General features: G+C 43.4%; 19 protein-coding genes. 8 read left to right on the top strand and 11 right to left on the bottom strand.

From position 1 onward, the window contains the following. Nucleotides 1-7: 7 nt before the first annotated feature. The 5 genes from uppS to rpsB form a co-directional block, all read right to left on the bottom strand. Complete coding sequence (uppS, locus tag ACOJR9_RS04810; protein ID WP_420935227.1) at nucleotides 8-790, bottom strand: polyprenyl diphosphate synthase; 783 nt, start codon at nucleotides 788-790, stop codon at nucleotides 8-10. Between the two features lie 9 nt (nucleotides 791-799). Beyond that, nucleotides 800-1357, bottom strand: coding sequence for a ribosome recycling factor (gene frr, locus ACOJR9_RS04805; protein WP_420935226.1), 558 nt, complete (start codon nucleotides 1355-1357; stop codon nucleotides 800-802). Between the two features lie 21 nt (nucleotides 1358-1378). Beyond that, nucleotides 1379-2119: a UMP kinase gene (gene pyrH / locus ACOJR9_RS04800; RefSeq protein WP_420935225.1), complete on the bottom strand. Its 741-nt coding sequence runs from the start codon at nucleotides 2117-2119 to the stop codon at nucleotides 1379-1381. Between the two features lie 263 nt (nucleotides 2120-2382). Further along, nucleotides 2383-3255, bottom strand: coding sequence for a translation elongation factor Ts (gene tsf, locus ACOJR9_RS04795; RefSeq protein WP_420935224.1), 873 nt, complete (start codon nucleotides 3253-3255; stop codon nucleotides 2383-2385). A 113-nt stretch (nucleotides 3256-3368) separates the two neighbouring features. Beyond that, complete coding sequence (gene rpsB / locus ACOJR9_RS04790; protein WP_032094345.1) at nucleotides 3369-4100, bottom strand: 30S ribosomal protein S2; 732 nt, start codon at nucleotides 4098-4100, stop codon at nucleotides 3369-3371. 365 nt (nucleotides 4101-4465) lie between these two features. Between rpsB and map the strand changes: the two genes are divergently transcribed. The 3 genes from map to dapD all read left to right on the top strand — a co-directional run bounded on the left by map (nucleotide 4466) and on the right by dapD (nucleotide 9084). After that, on the top strand, nucleotides 4466-5260 hold the full coding sequence (gene map / locus ACOJR9_RS04785) for a type I methionyl aminopeptidase (RefSeq protein WP_420935223.1): 795 nt from the start codon (nucleotides 4466-4468) through the stop codon (nucleotides 5258-5260). Between the two features lie 351 nt (nucleotides 5261-5611). Further along, entirely contained in the window at nucleotides 5612-8263 is a 2652-nt protein-coding gene (glnD, locus tag ACOJR9_RS04780; protein WP_420935222.1) for a [protein-PII] uridylyltransferase, read from the top strand. Beyond that, on the top strand, nucleotides 8260-9084 hold the full coding sequence (gene dapD, locus ACOJR9_RS04775; protein WP_420935221.1) for a 2,3,4,5-tetrahydropyridine-2,6-dicarboxylate N-succinyltransferase: 825 nt from the start codon (nucleotides 8260-8262) through the stop codon (nucleotides 9082-9084). The genes glnD and dapD overlap by 4 nt, the downstream gene beginning before the upstream one ends. 102 nt (nucleotides 9085-9186) lie before the next feature. On the opposite strand, the gene ACOJR9_RS04770 is transcribed toward dapD, so the two are convergent. The 3 genes from ACOJR9_RS04770 to ACOJR9_RS04760 are packed head-to-tail and all read right to left on the bottom strand — an operon-like array spanning nucleotide 9187 to nucleotide 10853. Next, nucleotides 9187-9636, bottom strand: a complete 450-nt coding sequence (locus tag ACOJR9_RS04770; RefSeq protein ID WP_420935220.1) for a flavodoxin domain-containing protein — start codon at nucleotides 9634-9636, stop codon at nucleotides 9187-9189. Nucleotides 9637-9676: 40 nt separating this feature from the next. After that, on the bottom strand, nucleotides 9677-10474 hold the full coding sequence (locus ACOJR9_RS04765) for a pseudouridine synthase (RefSeq protein ID WP_420935219.1): 798 nt from the start codon (nucleotides 10472-10474) through the stop codon (nucleotides 9677-9679). Between the two features lie 49 nt (nucleotides 10475-10523). Then, nucleotides 10524-10853 carry a YqcC family protein gene (locus ACOJR9_RS04760; protein WP_420935218.1) on the bottom strand — a complete coding sequence of 110 codons (330 nt, stop codon included), beginning with the start codon at nucleotides 10851-10853 and terminating at the stop codon, nucleotides 10524-10526. 325 nt (nucleotides 10854-11178) lie between these two features. Between ACOJR9_RS04760 and ACOJR9_RS04755 the strand changes: the two genes are divergently transcribed. The 3 genes from ACOJR9_RS04755 to ACOJR9_RS04745 all read left to right on the top strand — a co-directional run bounded on the left by ACOJR9_RS04755 (nucleotide 11179) and on the right by ACOJR9_RS04745 (nucleotide 14234). Then, nucleotides 11179-12237 (top strand): DUF3549 family protein, encoded by a 1059-nt coding sequence (locus ACOJR9_RS04755; RefSeq protein WP_420935217.1) that lies wholly within the window; start codon nucleotides 11179-11181, stop codon nucleotides 12235-12237. A gap of 1 nt (nucleotide 12238) precedes the next feature. After that, nucleotides 12239-12544, top strand: coding sequence for a DUF3301 domain-containing protein (locus ACOJR9_RS04750; RefSeq protein WP_420935216.1), 306 nt, complete (start codon nucleotides 12239-12241; stop codon nucleotides 12542-12544). Nucleotides 12545-13676: 1132 nt separating this feature from the next. Next, nucleotides 13677-14234, top strand: a complete 558-nt coding sequence (locus ACOJR9_RS04745; RefSeq protein ID WP_420935215.1) for a hypothetical protein — start codon at nucleotides 13677-13679, stop codon at nucleotides 14232-14234. A gap of 118 nt (nucleotides 14235-14352) precedes the next feature. Here the strand turns inward: ACOJR9_RS04745 and ACOJR9_RS04740 are convergent, their stop codons facing one another. Further along, on the bottom strand, nucleotides 14353-15000 hold the full coding sequence (locus ACOJR9_RS04740) for a GNAT family N-acetyltransferase (protein ID WP_420935214.1): 648 nt from the start codon (nucleotides 14998-15000) through the stop codon (nucleotides 14353-14355). A gap of 165 nt (nucleotides 15001-15165) precedes the next feature. Continuing rightward, nucleotides 15166-15531, bottom strand: coding sequence for a DUF3192 domain-containing protein (locus ACOJR9_RS04735; RefSeq protein WP_032094329.1), 366 nt, complete (start codon nucleotides 15529-15531; stop codon nucleotides 15166-15168). 473 nt (nucleotides 15532-16004) lie between these two features. Between ACOJR9_RS04735 and ACOJR9_RS04730 the strand changes: the two genes are divergently transcribed. Next, nucleotides 16005-16301, top strand: a complete 297-nt coding sequence (locus ACOJR9_RS04730) for a hypothetical protein (RefSeq protein ID WP_420935213.1) — start codon at nucleotides 16005-16007, stop codon at nucleotides 16299-16301. A gap of 53 nt (nucleotides 16302-16354) precedes the next feature. Here ACOJR9_RS04730 and syd read toward each other — a convergent pair whose 3' ends face one another. After that, the gene (gene syd, locus ACOJR9_RS04725; RefSeq protein WP_420935212.1) at nucleotides 16355-16930 is read right to left on the bottom strand and encodes a SecY-interacting protein; all 576 of its coding nucleotides are present in this window, start codon (nucleotides 16928-16930) and stop codon (nucleotides 16355-16357) included. 96 nt (nucleotides 16931-17026) lie between these two features. Between syd and queF the strand changes: the two genes are divergently transcribed. Continuing rightward, nucleotides 17027-17908 carry an NADPH-dependent 7-cyano-7-deazaguanine reductase QueF gene (gene queF, locus ACOJR9_RS04720; RefSeq protein WP_420935211.1) on the top strand — a complete coding sequence of 294 codons (882 nt, stop codon included), beginning with the start codon at nucleotides 17027-17029 and terminating at the stop codon, nucleotides 17906-17908. Nucleotides 17909-17940: the final 32 nt, after the last annotated feature.

Below are 17940 nucleotides of genomic sequence, written 5' to 3'. Positions count from 1 at the left end.
AGTACTCCTAATCATCGGAAACAATAACCTGCTCACCGGTGAGACCGAAACGACGTTGACGTACATTAAAGTCATTAACTGCGAGTTGAAATACATCTTCGTTGAAATCAGGCCATAGGACATCGGTAAAATAAAGCTCGGCGTAAGCACTTTGCCATAATAGGAAGTTGCTTATACGATGTTCTCCACCGGTTCGAATTAGGAGATCCAATTCTGGTAGGTTTGCAGTTGAGGTGTTCGCAGTAAACATCGTTTCGTCAATATCCTCTGCGTTAATTTTACCTTCCTTCACTGCGTTGGCTAATCGCTGAGTTGCATTGACAATGTCCCAGCGCCCGCCGTAGTTTGCTGCAATATTGAGCATGAGGTCGGCATTATCTTTGGTCATTGCTTCAGCTTTGCGAATTTTCTCTACCAACTTGCCATCAAAGGCACTTAAATCGCCAATGACTTGCAGGCGAACGCCATTTTTGTGAAGTCGCTTAGCCTCACTATTCAATACGAGGTTAAACAACTCCATCAACACGCTCACTTCCTCTTCTGGCCGCTTCCAGTTTTCGCTGGAGAAGGCAAAAAGTGTGAGTGATTCGATGGCGTTTTGCCTAGCAAAACGCACTACAGAACGCACAGACTCAACACCGGCTTTGTGACCAAAAGTACGAATTTTCCCTTTCTTTTGCGCCCATCGACCGTTGCCATCCATAATGATGGCCACGTGTTTAGGGCCAGCAACTGGTGCTGGTCCTATTACGTTAGTCTTTTTGGCTGCGTTTAAACGCTTTCCAATCATGATACTAACTTATACTTCCATGAGTTCTTTTTCTTTGTCAGCAAGCATGCTGTCAACTTTCTTAATAATTTCATTAGTGATCGTCTGAATATTCTCTTCAGCAGCGCGACTTTCGTCTTCACTTATTTCTTTTTCTTTCAGCAAATCTTTGATGTCGCTATTGGCATCACGACGAATGTTTCGAATAGCAACACGTCCGCCTTCCGCTTCGTTGCGCACAACGCGGATAAGATCTTTTCTTCGCTCTTCCGTTAATGGTGGAAGAGGAATACGAATAGAACCACCAGCACTCATTGGGTTTAACCCCAAATCAGACTGCATGATTGCCTTTTCAACGGCTTGGATAGCTGATTTATCGAAAACCGTTAGCGCTAGCGTGCGACTATCTTCGGCAATTACGTTTGCCACTTGCTTTAACGGTGTGTCAACACCGTAATAAGGTACCATGATACCGTCAAGCAGACTTGGGTGTGCACGCCCTGTGCGTATCTTGCTAAACTGGCCTTTCAGGGCAACAACGCTTTTTTCCATGCGCTCTTGCGCATCTAATTCAATTTCATCAATCACGATTATATGTCCTATGTTTCTTTATTTATTATTGCCAGCGTGGCTGATTATCGTGCCTTCTTGTTCGCCCATCACTACGCGTTTAAGGCAACCAGGCTTATTCATATTGAAAACGCGAATTGGGAGGCTGTGGTCACGTGCTAGGGTAAAAGCTGACAAATCCATTACTTTTAGTTCCTTGTCAAGTACCTCATTATAACTGAGTTGATCGTACAAGGTAGCGTCTGGATTCTTAACCGGGTCATCGCTGTAAACACCGTCAACCTTTGTTGCTTTCAACACGGCGTCAGCTTCAATCTCGATGCCACGTAGACACGCCGCAGAGTCTGTTGTGAAAAACGGATTGCCCGTGCCGGCTGAGAAAATAACCACCCTACCCGATTTTAACAGGCTGATGGCTTCTGCCCAGTTATACGCATCGCAAACACCATTCAATGGAATAGCTGACATCATGCGTGCATTTACAAACGCTCTGTGCAACGCATCACGCATTGCCAAACCATTCATCACAGTAGCTAGCATACCCATGTGATCGCCAACTACACGATTCATACCTGCTTTCGCTAAACCTTCGCCACGAAATAAGTTACCACCCCCAATAACGAGACCCACTTGAACACCAAGTTCAACCAACTCTTTAATTTCCTGTGCCATTCTATCAAGCACTTTAGGGTCTATACCAAACCCTTCTTCACCCATGAGGGCTTCACCGCTTAATTTTAATAGAATGCGTCGATATGCTGATTTAGGTGTGATACTCATTATTCGATATGTCCTCGTAAACCCGGTTTGTGCTATATATTTTAGCTACATGCAGTTACATGAAAAAATATAGAACAAAGCGCTTTAGCCTGTTTTGATATGTTTATGCTCTAGTGGTTTCAACGCACACTTTTCATCATCGCGGTGCCATACACTATCGCGAAACCGCAGTAATAGAAACAGATGCGGCTATAAAAAAGCACCCCCGAGGAGGTGCTTTTAGTTTATCTGACATTCACTGAATGCAAAAGAAAAACGCTCAATTATTTCTTAGCCGCTGCCATTTGCGCAGCCACTTCTGCCGCGAAATCTTCAGTCTTCTTCTCGATACCTTCACCTACTTCAAAACGTACGAAGTTGATAACATCAGCGCTGTTGTTCTTTAACAGTTCAGCAACGGTGATAGATGGATCTTTAACGAAAGGTTGGCCAGTAAGACTCACTTCACCAGTGAACTTCTTCATGCGACCCGCAACCATTTTCTCAGCAATGTCAGCTGGCTTACCAGACTGCATTGCGATGTCGATTTGGATTTCTTTCTCTTTCTCAACAACTTCAGCCGGAACGTTTTCAGGCTTAACGTACTGCGGGCTAGCAGCTGCAACGTGCATACACACGTCTTTGGCAAGCTCTTCGCTGCCGCCAGTAAGGATAGAGATAACACCGATGCGACCACCGTGAACGTAACCACCAAGCGTGTCACCCTCAACGTTGATCACGCGGCGTGGAGAAATGTTTTCACCAATTTTCGCTACCAGCGTGTCGCGAGCGTCGCTAACTTTAACGCCGTTCATTTCAGCGTCGTTAAGCGTTTCGATGTCGTTAATGTTGTTTGCTGATGCTACTTCTAGTAGGTCGTTACCGAACTTAAGGAAGCTTTCATCACGTGCTACGAAGTCAGTTTCACAGTTAAGCTCAAGCATGGTCGCACGACCACCTTCAACTTTAGTAAGGATAATACCTTCAGCTGCGATACGGCCGGCTTTTTTAGCTGCCTTTGCTTGACCTGATTTACGCATGTTTTCGATGGCTAATTCAATATCGCCATCCGTCTCAACCAGCGCTTTTTTACAATCCAGCATACCTGCGCCAGTACGTTCGCGCAGTTCTTTAACTAGTGCTGCAGTCACTGCCATTTTTCAATTCCTCAGCAATAAATATAAATTCGTTAGGTAAAAGGGGCGTCTCGCCCCTCTCATTACGTTTCGCAATATGTCGCCACCTCTCGCAAGGCAACTTGCAATCAGACTTACTCTGCTGCTTCTACGAAATCGTCTTGCTCAGCCTGTACTTCAAGGTTGCTTTCACGACCTGAGTTAATAGCGTCTGCAGCAGCGTCCAAGTAAAGTTGGATAGCACGGATAGCATCGTCGTTACCAGGAATGATGTAATCAACACCATCTGGGTTAGAGTTTGTATCTACAACACCAACAACAGGGATACCAAGGTTACGTGCTTCTGTAACTGCAATGTGCTCGTGATCAGCATCGACAACAAAGATCGCATCTGGAAGACCGCCCATGTTTTTGATACCACCAAGGCTGTTTTCAAGCTTATCCATTTCACGCTGAAGCATTAGTGCTTCTTTTTTGGTCAGCTTTTCAAACGTACCGTCTTGGCTCTTTTGCTCAAGCTCTTTTAAACGCTTGATTGATTGACGCACTGTTTTCCAGTTAGTCAACATACCACCTAACCAACGCTTGTTTACGTAGAACTGGTCGCATTTTACTGCAGCATCTTTGATTGCATCGCCAGCGGCACGTTTTGTACCAACAAAAAGGATTTTTCCTTTCTTAGACGAAACACCTGAGATGTAGTTCAGCGCATTGTTAAAAAGCGGAACTGTCTTTTCAAGGTTGATGATATGAACTTTATTACGAGCACCAAAGATGTAAGGTTTCATCTTCGGGTTCCAGTAACGAGTTTGGTGACCGAAATGCACACCGGCTTTCAGCATGTCACGCATAGAAACATTAGCCATTTTATTTTCCTCTTGGGGTTAGGCCTCCATATACCCCTTGTATCGATCCATTCCAACGTGAGCTAGCCTGGACACCCCGATAACAAGTGTCGGTATATGTGTGTTTTAATAAAAGAATATACCCTTTAACGCTCGGCTATTTTTGCAAAGCACAATAGCCTTTCCGTCAGAGCGCGCGCTTTATACCATAACCACCGAACACTCTCAAGTTTTCCGGCCAGATTCACAGGCATCTCATTTGTCCCATTTTCTTAACCATCGCTCAATATCTTCCTTATCAACAAGCGTTTGTCCAAAATCGGTCTTATTAGTGGTATACTGCGTAAAATATTGTCATTAATTAAAAACGATTATTGAGAGGCGTTGTGGCAGCAATTATCAAATCCCCTGATGAGATCGAAAAAATGCGCGTCGCTGGAAAATTAGCAGCAGACGTACTAACCATGATCACTCCACATGTAAAAAAAGGAGTAACAACAGACGAACTCAATACAATTTGTCATGAGTATATCGTTAATGAGCAACAGGCAATTCCTGCTCCATTGAATTACGGACACCCCCCCTTTCCAAAGTCCGTGTGTACGTCGGTGAATCATTGCATTTGCCACGGAATACCTTCGGACAAAAAGCTTAAAGATGGTGATATTATTAATATCGATGTCACCGTGATTAAAGACGGCTATCATGGCGATACGTCGAAAATGTTTGTAGTGGGCAAGCCAACCATTCTTGCTGAGCGTTTAATTCGCGTAACGCAAGAGTCATTGTACAAAGCAATTGAACAGGTGAAACCCGGTATGCGCCTAGGCGATATTGGTCACATATGCCAAACCCACGCAGAGGCGCATAATTATTCAATAGTGAGAGAGTATTGCGGTCACGGCATTGGTGCTAGCTTCCACGAAGAACCTCAGATTGTGCACTATGGCAAGCCTGGAACCGGTGAAGAACTAGTTCCAGGCATGTGTTTTACTATTGAGCCAATGGTGAACGCTGGAAAACGCTACTCAAAAGTATTACCCGATCAGTGGACCGTGGTTACTAAAGACAGAAGTTTAAGTGCCCAGTGGGAACACACCTTACTGGTTACAGAGGACGGTGTCGAAGTGCTAACACTGCGCGATGAAGAAAGCCTTCCACGCGTAATTTCTCATAGCTGATCAATATGCCGTTGATGTAAAAAACGCAGGCATCCTTGAGCATGTTGGCCATCACTATATGTTTTGTAGTTGTGGCCAACAAGAATGAAATCGATATTTGTAGCGGCCATTCTGTTTATATTCATTTGGATACAAGGTTAAGCTTGCAAGTAACGCCACAATGGCGCTCTATGCTAGTTCATTCATTTATTTATTCACATAACAAATCGCTCTATCGGTCTTCAACGCTATAACATTTTTCCATAAATATTCACAATTTAGCCTAAAATATGCATTCATTATCGGGTGCGAATTGATATTAATTCATGATAAAGTCACTAGCGTTTGTTAGATGTCTGAAAAAGGTGCAATTTGACGCTCCAATCTCTTATTCAAAGTATCGATACCATAGGCGCAACTGATGACGTACCTACAATTAAAGCGTGTGTCGAAAAAAGTTACGAATGGATAGCTCAGTCTTTTGATAGCACACCGGTAAATCAATTAGTCACTGGGCGAGCACACTTTGTTGACGCACTGCTTTGCCATCTTTGGAAATTATTTGGTTTAGATGCTGTTAGCGACCTATCGCTTTGCGCCGTCGGGGGTTATGGTCGCGGGCACCTTCAACCTCATTCAGACATCGATTTGCTTATTGTAAGTAAAAAGAAGCTCGGTGCTGATACTCAAGAAAAGGTGAGTCTTTTCATCACCTTACTGTGGGATATCAAGCTTGATGTAGGACAGTCGGTACGAACCTTAAAAGAAACGGTCAAGCTTGCAAAAGACGATATCACCATTGCCACTAATCTTGTGGAAAGTCGCTTGTTAATTGGCAGCGAACAAACGTTTGAAAAACTCTGGGAAGAGGCTAACGGCAGACACTCTTGGAGCAGCAAAGCTTTTTTCTCTGCAAAATACGATGAGCAGATAAGGCGTCACGCAAAGTTTAACGGTACCGCTTATAACCTCGAACCGAATATTAAAGAAAATCCTGGCTGTTTGCGTGATATCCAGTCTATTGGTTGGGTGGCCAAAAAGCACTTTAAAGAATATGACGGCTGGAATTTAGTCGGCCACGGATACTTTACAGAGCAAGAACACAGTGAATTAATAGCCTGTCGAATGCACCTATGGAAAATGCGCTGCGCGCTTCATTTGGTTGCACAGCGAAGCGAAAACCGTCTTCTGTTCGATTATCAGCCTGATGTGGCCAAAATGATGGGGTACGGCGAAGAGGGCAAATCGTCTGTAGAAAAGATGATGCGTGATTTTTTTCGTACGGTGGCAAGAGTAACAGAACTCAATCAAATGTTGCTTCAGCGTTTTAAGTACGACATGTTAAATCAAAGTGTTCAGCACAGCGCCGTAATCAATGCAGATTTTGAATTACTTGACTACATGATATCACCACGCCACGAGCGCGTATTTTCAACACCTGAAGCAATTCTCGATTTTCTAAATTTAGTGACTAATACGCCTGAAGTAAAAGGCCTCAGTACCATATGCATTCGACAGCTACGCAATGCTCATAGAGAGTTTGAAAGCGCGTACTACGTAGACCGGCCAGCGTGTCGTGAAAAATTCATGGCATTAATGAAGCAGCCTGACTTCTTCAACTTTGGCTGGGACATTATGCATCAATATGGCGTCATTCAAGCGTATCTACCTGAATGGGATGCCATTGTTGGCATGATGCAATTTGATTTGTTTCACGCCTATACCGTTGACGAGCACACACACAGGCTCGTGAAACAGGTTAATTATTTCTTTTCGAAGGAAAATAAAGAATTCCCTCGGTGCGGGCGCATTTGTCGAAACCTCGATAAGCCAGAGGTGCTTTATATCGCCGCTATATTTCACGATATTGCAAAAGGAAGGAATGGCGATCATTCTAAACTTGGTGCAGAAGATGTAGCGACGTTTTGCGAGCGTCATAATGTGCCATCTGATGATGCTGAAATGATAGCCTGGTTGGTAGAAAATCACCTTCTCATGTCGGTGGTTGCCCAACGACGAGATATCTACGATCCAGCTGTGATCAGTGAGTTTGCAGGGGCTATTCGAAGCCACAATCACTTAAACTTGCTCTATACGCTTACGCTAGCCGATATTCGCGCCACCAATGACAATTTGTGGAATGACTGGAAAGCGTCGTTACTCAGAGAGCTATATCTGATGACGCAAAAAGCATTGGACAATGGCCTGCAGTGTCAGGTGACGCTTAATGAACGCGTTACCACTCATAAGCATCAAGCCCGACAGATATTGCAAGAACGCGCCATTGACCCAGTGGCTATTGATGCGCTGTGGGCACGATTAGACGATGATTATTTCGTGCGCTTTAAACCCACACAAGTTGCCTGGCACACAGAGGAAATTATCACAGCACAACATGATTGGCTGACGCCAGACAACGATTCCTTACTTGTCAGGGCGAATGACAATAGCGCGAAAGGCGGCACTGAGTTATTCGTCTATGGCAAAGACAGAAAAGCGCTATTTGCACAGGTTGCATCGGTACTTGATAGCAGAAACTGTTCAATTCACGATGCTCACGTTACGGTAACTCGCGACGGCTACGTATTTGACAGTATGATTATTCTTGAAAATGATGGCACTCGCCTTTCATCCGATTCTCGTATTTCGTCGCTAGAAAAAGCCGTATCAACACAGCTTGAAAAACCAGGGCGTTCTCACGAAAACAAGCGCAAACTACCTCGACAAATGCGACAATTAGACGTACCAACCAAGGTGCGCTTTTTTAACTTAAACGACGAGGCCACACTGGTTGAGCTTGAAGCACTGGACGCACCCGGCATTTTAGCTAAAATCGGTCACGCGTTTGTCGACACCCAAATGACATTAAAACTTGCTAAAATAGCGACCATCGGCGAACGTGCCGAAGACATTTTCATCGTCAGCAACGAGGCTGGCACTGCATTAACCCCAGAACAACAAGTCGGCTTGAAAAAGCAGATCTTGTTTAAACTCGACCAACTTGAAGATATTACAATACCATGAATGAATTGAAATCCATTATTGAAGACGCCTTCGAAAACCGCGATGCCATCAGCCCTAACGAAGCGCCCGATGACGTAAGAAATGCCGTTGCAGAAGCTATCTCATTGCTTAATAGCGGCAAAGCGAGAGTGGCAGAGAAAATCGCAGGGGAATGGGTAGTTCACCAGTGGTTGAAAAAAGCGGTATTACTTTTCTTTCGTTTGCACAACAACGAAATGATTGACGGTGCTGAGAGCAAGTACTTTGATAAAGTGCCTCTTAAGTATACCAATTACACCAGTGAGCAATTCGTTGCTGACGGCGCGCGTATTGTGCCACCAGCAGCAGTTCGTACCGGTACGTTTGTGGGTAAAAATGCAGTGGTAATGCCATCTTACGTCAACATTGGTGCATTCGTAGATGAAGGCACCATGGTTGATACATGGGCAACTGTTGGTTCATGTGCACAAATTGGCAAGAATGTTCACCTTTCTGGTGGCGTAGGCATTGGCGGCGTATTGGAGCCACTGCAAGCAAATCCGACTATAATCGAAGACAACTGCTTTATCGGCGCTCGCTCTGAAATTGTTGAGGGCGTCATTGTAGAGGAAGGTGCGGTGATTTCTATGGGTGTTTATATTGGGCAAAGCACGCGTATATACGACCGTGAAACAGGTGAAATTCATTACGGCCGAGTTCCAGCAGGCTCGGTAGTGGTCTCAGGAAACCTGCCAAGTGCTGATGGTAAATATAGCCTCTACGCCGCTATCATTGTGAAAAAAGTGGACGCAAAAACCCGTGCAAAAGTGGGAATTAACGCACTATTGCGTGGCGTTGAATAAGAAATTCATTAGTTAACGCTAATCAACAAGCTGTAAATAAGAAGGGCGCTAACCAGTTAGCGCCCTTCTTGATTGTTACGATTATTAGATGAGCATTGGAACTTAGGCGATAAGCTTGTCTTTAATACTGTTCACCCAATCGATAACGTCTTTTTCTGGCTCCAACGTTTCCATTGCATCTACTTCTAGAAGATCGGCAACTGGCTTTCCCTGAAGCTCCACTAATAAAGCTTGAAACTGTTTGCCAGCGCCACAAAAACTCTCACCATAACTGCTGTCACCTAGTGCGGCTACCGCAAAAGGCTTATCTTTAAGTAGCGGTGAATCGTCTTTCAAGTCTGAAAAAACGAACTCTAGATTAGGTGGAATATCGCCTTGTCCAGTAGTAGACGTAATGACTAATATTGCATCCGCATCGGTAAAGTCTGAAACAGAAGGATCGCTTTCTAACTCGCAATCAACACCCTGCTCGGCCAAATGCTCTTCTACCTGCTCGGCCACATGCTGAGCATTTCCATATACTGTGCCCGCAATTATCTTCAAAGTACCCATTACAACCCCTGCTATTTGTTTTCAACGTTGTCGTATGCTTTTACGAAAGACCAACGCGAAAGTTTTCTAAATGGCGTACAAACGTCGCCATTTCATGATGAAATTCTGACGATATTGTCATCCATCGGCCAGATGAAGGATGGTGAAATCCCATAGACGTACAGTTTAAGGCCAAATTGTTAAAACTAAAGTACAATTTAGCGAATTTATTCTGCTTTCCATCGCCATGAGTTGTGTCACCGATAATAGGATGGCGAATATGAACTAAGTGTCGACGAAGTTGATGTTTTCTCCCCGTGCTTGGCATAAGCTTTACCAATGAATATCGAGCGCTCTGATATTTCCCTACCGCTTCGGGGACTTCATAACGTGCCAAAGATTCGTAGATGGTGGTTGCCATTTGCGCAGGTTGCTGAGGACGCTTGTGCTTGTCTGCAATTTTATCGTACTTATACTTCAGCGCATAATCGATAAGCCCGGTGTTATGAACGAACCCTCTAACGACGGCATGATATGTTTTGTGCACTTGCTTTTGCATCATCTGTCGGCCAAGTTGCGCGGCTATTCGGCCATCGAAAGCAAACAATAATACGCCGGACGTGGGTCGGTCTAATCGATGGGCGGGAAATACGTGTTTACCGATCTGATCTCTTAAAGTTTGGACCGCAAAAACGGATTCATGTTTGTCTATGGGGCTTCGATGAACCAAAAGACCAGGAGGCTTTTCAACGGCAACAATATCTTCATCTTGATACAAAATGTTCAAAGGGCCAACCGTCTGCGCAGACTGCTTAAGAACGTTATGAGATAAGGGCTTATTCAATACTTCATCATTCATTGTAAACCCGCCACTTTGATTGTCCCATATGCTGTTTTATTTAGCCGTCTCATTGATTCGAATTTGCTTTACTCGAGAGGGCATCTATAACGCTAAGCTGCTCGATAACGACTTTTGGCGCTGAAGTAAAATAGTGTTCAGCGGCAGGTGCGATGCTCATTTTTGGTATAGGCATTTCGGCACTAAGGATATATTTCATTTTAGGAATAAACACGTAAGCCAACCAGCTTTCAAATGCCATGGTGTCTACAGCAAATGGTACTTGGCTGCATAACGCCGCTTCACTAGGCATAGTATTCGGCCACAGCTCTTCGTTGTCCATCAACAAAACGAGTATCTCTATTGCTGAGGCCATATCTCGATAGATCTGATTTATCATTAACTCACTACCCACGAATGCTCACCCAATGAATCGTCAAATTATATCAGGCTAATCAGAACCCTGTCACTGCTGTATTCGTAAGGGTGTGCGTGTCTGCGTGGGTATTATCTGTGATAAACTAATACACGTAAGCGTAATATACACCCGAGCCTATGGGCTCTTATTGATGACACTTGATCGATAAACACACATAACAATGCGGCGTTGGCCCAGCACAGTCGTGTGCAATACAATGCTATTCAGCGTTATAGATTTGTATTTACGCACAAGAGCATGAGCAAAAAGCTTACGTGGATAAATTTGTAGTATTTAGGATGTTTTGATGAGCGCAGACACAATTAATTCAATCAGTGAATTTTTATTACACGCTGGTACCGAATATAAGGTATTCGATATTGGTCGCAGATTAACAATCACTGATAATCAATCATTCTTAGATATTGAAAGTGGTAATGCCTATGCCCCTTTTCCGCGACAGCAGCACGTATGGTTTGGTATCGTTTTTTGGAGCAAGCACAGTTCTACAGAACACTATATTTGGTTTGTGAAGCTACCTACCGATGAACAAGGTTTAGTGGTCACAGCCGCTCGTAATCATTTTCTTGAAATTATTGTCGATGCGTTGGGTCAATCCATATTGGAAGATACTGAAAAAGCACGGACACTGCCTGACAACCCCTACTCCTTTGTTCCAAATCAAGGGTTGTTGGCTCAATTTAATGCGTTAGTAAAACACACATTATCGCAGCCGCTTAGCAATGAAGCCAAACAGGTTGAAGCTTATATTCAAGCGCCACAGTTAGTGGATTGGCAACAGCTGTCTATGCAAAGTGTGGCAGATTTTGCGTTTTCGCTGCCTACCCACAGTAACCAGAATAGGTTAGAAGAAGCGTTGGTAAACAATGCAAGTTTGTATTCTGACGTTTTTTTGAATACCTTTATGGAAATGCTCGAATACGTGCCTCTATCAAAATTTGTCGAGACGTTCGTGTTGCGATGTTTTTTTCAAAAAGCGGAATATGATGATATTAACCTTGCAGCATTGCGTGCGCTGTCTAGCAATGAATTTAATCGAGAGCTTCATGGTGAACTCAAAAATATTTTACGCAAAGATATTTCAACGCGACTTGATGTACTAAGTGTTATAGCAGCTCGCCATTATGAGCAAATGGACAATGAGTTATTAACCCTGTTTTTAACACAAGCTGCAAAGGCGGATGATAACGAAGGCCACGCAGGCGCTTTGTTTTCGGGTTTCTTCTCTGACCTCGTTCAAATTCCAAAGTTGCGCCGTCAAGTACTCACCCTTTTACGCTCACCTGAGCACCCGACGGTTTTGGCAAACGCCTTCAATCAATTGTTTGCACAAGCGAGGAAGTAACATGACACTTTTAGAGCTTACCTTATGGTTAGCAATCGGCTTTATCAGTTATCAATTCTGGCGAATAAGAGGCATATCAGAAAGTACAAACACTTATCTAAAACAATATTGCGATAAGCACCAGCTTCAATTATTGAGCGTTGCACGAGCAAAAACTAGGCTTTCCCTTAAATTCGGAAAGCCGGACTGGAATAGCGTGTTTATGTTTGAATTTTCAAGCAATGGTGAAGATAGGTACAGCGGAGAGGTAGAGTTGGTAGGAAGCCGTGTAATACGCACCGAAGTTCCCCCCCATCGCGTTTTATAAAACCGAGGTTCATCGTACCTAGCTTAATGGTAGTGGGTTTAAGGGCACAGCAATATCTAACTAGACGAGCAGATCTAAATAATAAAAAAGGGGAAAGCCATTAGACTTTCCCCTTTTTCACAATTTTGAGCATCCCTCTCTGCGATCCTTTGCGACTAAAATCTTCCCGATCAGAATCCCTCTTCGCCCCTTTCCGTCTTGTCTCACAATACCTTTTGTGAGCTACCCGTCCATGCGTAGGTCCCTTTCCATTGTTCCTTTTTTACCGCAAATCCATTCTGCAGTGCTTCTCATCCTGAGGCTGTCCGTGTCAGACTCCGCTGACCTTTCCTATCCATTATTAAAGTCCTTCCTACCACACATCCTGCTGTGGTCCGCTCATTCCGTAAGCGTTTATAAATAGCTTCCTTATCCTACATCCTTGTTAACCCATCCCTGACTCATCCTTTCTAGCAATACAGAAGAAGCGCGCTGTTCTCTGCCCACGTCCAATTGTGAATCCTTTATGCGAGATGTCCCTATCCTTCGTCCCTTAAGTACTTCCTGTTACTAGTACGCCCTGTAGTTAACATCCTTGTCTTGTCCATTTCCCTTCTCTCACTCCATGTGAGAATCCCATCCTTAAGTTGTCCTAGGTCGTCCATGTAAATCATCCTGACTCATCGTGTTTCCCTGTGACGACATAAAGAATATATTCTTTAAATATTACCGCTATAAGAAATTACAAAGTTTTAAGGAGTGATCCCCTACGACTTTTGGCTAAAAAACAAAAAACACATAAAAATCAGCAACTTTATACTTTAGTCTTAAATGTTGTAACGTAAAAAAAGGCGAAAAACTCACAGAATTTGTAGGAGATATCTCACACTCATTTAAGCGATTACTGAGATGGGTGGAGGGTGTTGGGAAATGGCAAGTATACAAATCGTTCGAATAGTTCAGTATGCGTACTGATAAAGACACAACTCACCATCAACTACTTGCCCCTTAGTATTCACCATCAACCATTTTATGCTATACCGTCTGGCTATGCTTTACGTATCAATTATCGACTAACGCTACGTTCTACTTTGCTAATACGAATGAACAATCTATTCTAGTCTTACTGTAAGGTTCATTCCTGAGAGATGGTATGGCAACTCACTTCATTTTCACAAGAAAACAGCGCACTTTCGCGCTTTTGCTTTTTTTCAATGCAGGCGTGGCGCTTGTTCTATACGAAGCAGCACATCGATATCTTCCAGATTTAACAAGCGATGGCACTGCGCTAAATCAACTTTTTGGTGTACTCGATATCGCCATCTGGTTTATTGAAGCTACGTTACTTGGGTTGGCATTATGGTTTTGGTGTGAAAATAAAGAGATTAGAATTTGCGTGTCGTCCACCAAGCTCTCGTACTTCGACCCTACCTTCGGTGATATCAGCTGGCAGGTCAACGTTAATGACATTACGGAGTTAAAGCAAATAAGTGACACAAGGCAAAACATTTCTAATTTCATTGTGTTAAAAAGTGGAGAGAAGAAGCAGCTTATGTATGGCAATTATCGCGGTTTTGATCGTCGAGTATTTTTCAATGCCCTTTCTGCTGCTAACCCAAATATCCGTCTTCCAGATAAGCCATATAGCTATAAAATACAGAGGCCTGCATGGGCTAAACGCGTTAGAAAGAGGTTCGGATTAGAAGACTAGTGTTCGACGCATAAATCTCTCCTTATCGCGCTCTATACTGCTCAGTACCAAATATATCGGTAACACCCCATTTCCCAATCACTTTTTTAGTATTTGCAGATTGGAAAAGTTACCGCCGCTACTTTGCTCTGAACATCACCGCCCCATTGACATGAGATAAGGATAAATTACCAACAACACTGTATTTGTCATCGCCAAAGAAAGATTTATGCTTATCAATAGTAACGAATACCGCAATACCTGCACTTTTAGCGTCTTCTTCAACCACACTGTCGATTGCGCCGAGTAGGATATGACCTAAACCGTGTTCTTGATGATCAGGATGGACGGCAATGAAGCTGAGCATATGAAAATTCTCTGCCGGTACAAGGGTTCTTACTTTTTCTTCCTTTTCAAGCATTTGTTTTGTCCCGAAAAGCCCGGCGGTAAGCAACATGCGAAGTCGCCAGTGCCAATATCGCCCCGCACCAAATGCCGCATCAGGCGCAGTAAGACACGCTACTGCAATTAAACGTTCAGCATCAAACAGTCCTATCATAGGCTGTTCTGCAACCCAAAACGCATTAAGCTCTTCTCGGATCGCCGAGCGCAGACGACTCTCGTAGCCTTCTTTTTCTGCTTGGAAAATTTCTAAAAATAGAGGGTCATCCACATAGGCGTTATAAAGAATAGACGCCGCAATTTTTAAATCATCAACCCCAAGATAGATGGCTTTGACCGTATCGGCTGATGGAGCAAGAACAGCCTCATTTGATTCGATATCCATGAGTGGGCCTCCGTGTAGGCTTATATCTAAGTTCGCAATGTAAAAAATGACCACTGAAATTACGGTTCACGCAAATTTTAAAGGCCATAACTCATACGCTGTAGAATTGATTAGTGATTAGACTACGCGAAAACCCGCCACCTGTTAACTTTTTACTAACAACTTTTAATGCATTAGGCTGTAGGCGCTGTCTCCCCAACCCGCAAGGTTCCCATTTCTAAATACCAGTGGTGTACATTCGTCTTTTGTTGTTACGCCATCACCCATCGTTTTCTGAGTACGGTAATAAAGTACGCGGTATGTGCCATCTGCTTTTTCAAAAAGTTCGTTAAAGTCAGCAACTCCCATTTTCCTCAATACCGTTTCATAGCCGACCCCAACCTCAAGATTAGCGATGTGTTTACGATTATTGAATTCTCTATCTTCCCAATCTGAACCGTAGTGACTATCAGAGCCACCTCCTACAGAAACAACACAGCCAGAAAGTAGTAATGAAGACGCGACAGCGACAGAAAGAATGAGTGTTTTCATGTATATTCCTTAATTATTATTAAACTTATTTAGTGCGTTTAGACCATTGCGATAAAATCTTCGGCCAAAATGATCAACACGCCCTGCGCCGTTGCTGAGTCGTTGCACCGTAAGATGGCAAACTTTGCAAGACGCAAACTTAGTAAGTGACAATCAAAAATAGAGCCAAAACTTAAGCCTATGTTTTTAAACAATTTATCAAAAAAGCTATATACTAAATGCGTTAACAATTAGCGGATAAGGCAAATTATTAGTCTTTTTAACATTTAATTCCGCGCCGAGAATTAGTTTGATATACCTTACAGTGCTTTAGGAAATGAACATAAGAATTGATAATTAGTTCGGTGCTAACCGTTTATTTAAAACTAAAAGGCTTTCACCACCAATACATTGAAGGCGGCACATTGAAGGCAATACATTCAGGGCGACACGTTGACAGTCGGCATAAACATTAGGGTAGTAACAAATAAACTATGAACAACACCATCAACCAATTAATCATTATCTGCCAAAAAATGCAGGAAGAAGGCAAGACGCCAAGTGTGGGTATTCTTCGTTCAAAAGCGCCATTTAAGGTGTCGGTCACTGAGGCAATAGATGCCATTAAGCGCTTTAATGCTAGTGCTCCGAGAGTCCAATCTGAAAATTCGCAGCACGATATACAGCCTAGCGATGACGCCGTTAGCCTGGCGACTCGTGTAGATGCACTAGAACGAGAAATAGAGACGCTAAAAGCTTCACTAGAGTCCTTATTACGCGACCGGCAATAACCTACGCGACTGGCAGTGAGCGGCTATTCGCCGGTATTGTAAGATTGACGTTATCAACTCGCAGAGCTTGGCTTTAGGGTAGAAAGAAAAGTAGCCAGAGATGGCGCCAAAATTTCTTTTGGCTCCCTTCCCACCTGCTCCAATGCAACCTCGCCTGTTTCGTTGATTACCGTTAATATAAAGTCCTCTTCATCGGTCAACCCAAAAAATAGCGTTGGCGACTGTTCTAACCGTTGCTTCATAAGCAAGTGACCTATAAGGTTTTGCTGTAGTCGCTCGAAATCTTCTTCATTCCACACCTGAAGTAGCTCGCATTCACCCTGAGGGGCTGTTGCACTAAGGTTATTGCTAAAATAACGAGTGAAATAGGTGCAGTAGTCACTGTCTAAGCTGAGTTCAAGGGCAGAACCTACATTATCAAAAGACAGTGGCTTTGTTTGTTTCACAGGCTGCCAAGGTACTATTTTCCCCTGTAGCCCCTGTTGTCCATGCCACCCCTGCTCGCCTTCGCTTTTGTAACACAGCGAGGGCCACTCCTTGTCATAAGGAATGGACAGAACACCTTCGCTGGCATTCTCGACATAAGATGAAACAAAATTATCCAGCTGTTCGCAAATAGACAGAGCCATTATTTATTTACCTTCGTATTTTTGGGTTACACTATACGTAAAACAGGCCAAGTCAACGTTTGGCGATGATATACCGATTAATGCATTAGGGTTCTTATGTCGACAGACAACAAACGAGAAAAAATTACTATTTCTGCACCAGATGACCTCTCGCTAGGTAAACAAGTAGACTACGAGTATGAATACAACCCTGCGCTCCTTCAAGGGGTGCCTCGTAGTCTAAGTAGAGACACACTGTCTTTTAAATCAAAAGCTCCTTCCTCTGATGCGCTTCCCTTTGAAGGTATCGATACGTGGACAGGCTATGAATTATCCTGGCTCAATATGAAGGGTAAACCTCAGGTCGCAATTCTTGAATGCATGGTGCCAATTACCTCTGAAAACCTGATTGAGTCGAAGTCGTTTAAGCTTTATCTAAACAGCTTTAATCAAACCCGTTTCCAAAGCAGCAATGACGTAAAATCAGTGCTCAAAAAAGATTTATCTGCCTGCGCGGGTAAAGATGTTGAAGTTAACCTGATTTTACCAAGTGAATTTGAAACACTACAATTCAGAGAGTTCAAAGGTACATTGCTCGATGAGCTTGATATTGAGATTGATAATTATGAGCCCGACACTCGGTATCTTGGTTTAGCATCATCAGATAATGGCAATGAGGTGAGTGAAACGCTTGTTTCTCATTTACTGAAATCTAACTGCCTAATTACCAGTCAGCCAGATTGGGCAAGTATTCAAATTAGGTATACAGGTGCGCCAATTGATCACGAAGGCTTGCTGCGATATTTGATTAGTTTCAGACAACACAATGAATTTCACGAGCAATGTGTTGAACGCATATACAGCGACATCTTCAATCACTGCAAGCCGACAAAACTGACGGTATGCGCTCGGTATACACGAAGAGGCGGACTCGATATCAACCCGTTTCGTACCAATTTTGAGGCGCCATACCCTAACCATCGTCAAGCTCGACAATAGACGTATGCTGAGCTTAAAAATGTAACGTGTCT

Origin of the sequence: Alteromonas ulvae, assembly GCF_048987005.1 — a bacterium.
GTDB lineage: Bacteria > Pseudomonadota > Gammaproteobacteria > Enterobacterales > Alteromonadaceae > Alteromonas.
This window is presented reverse-complemented; position numbering and strand designations above follow the sequence as displayed.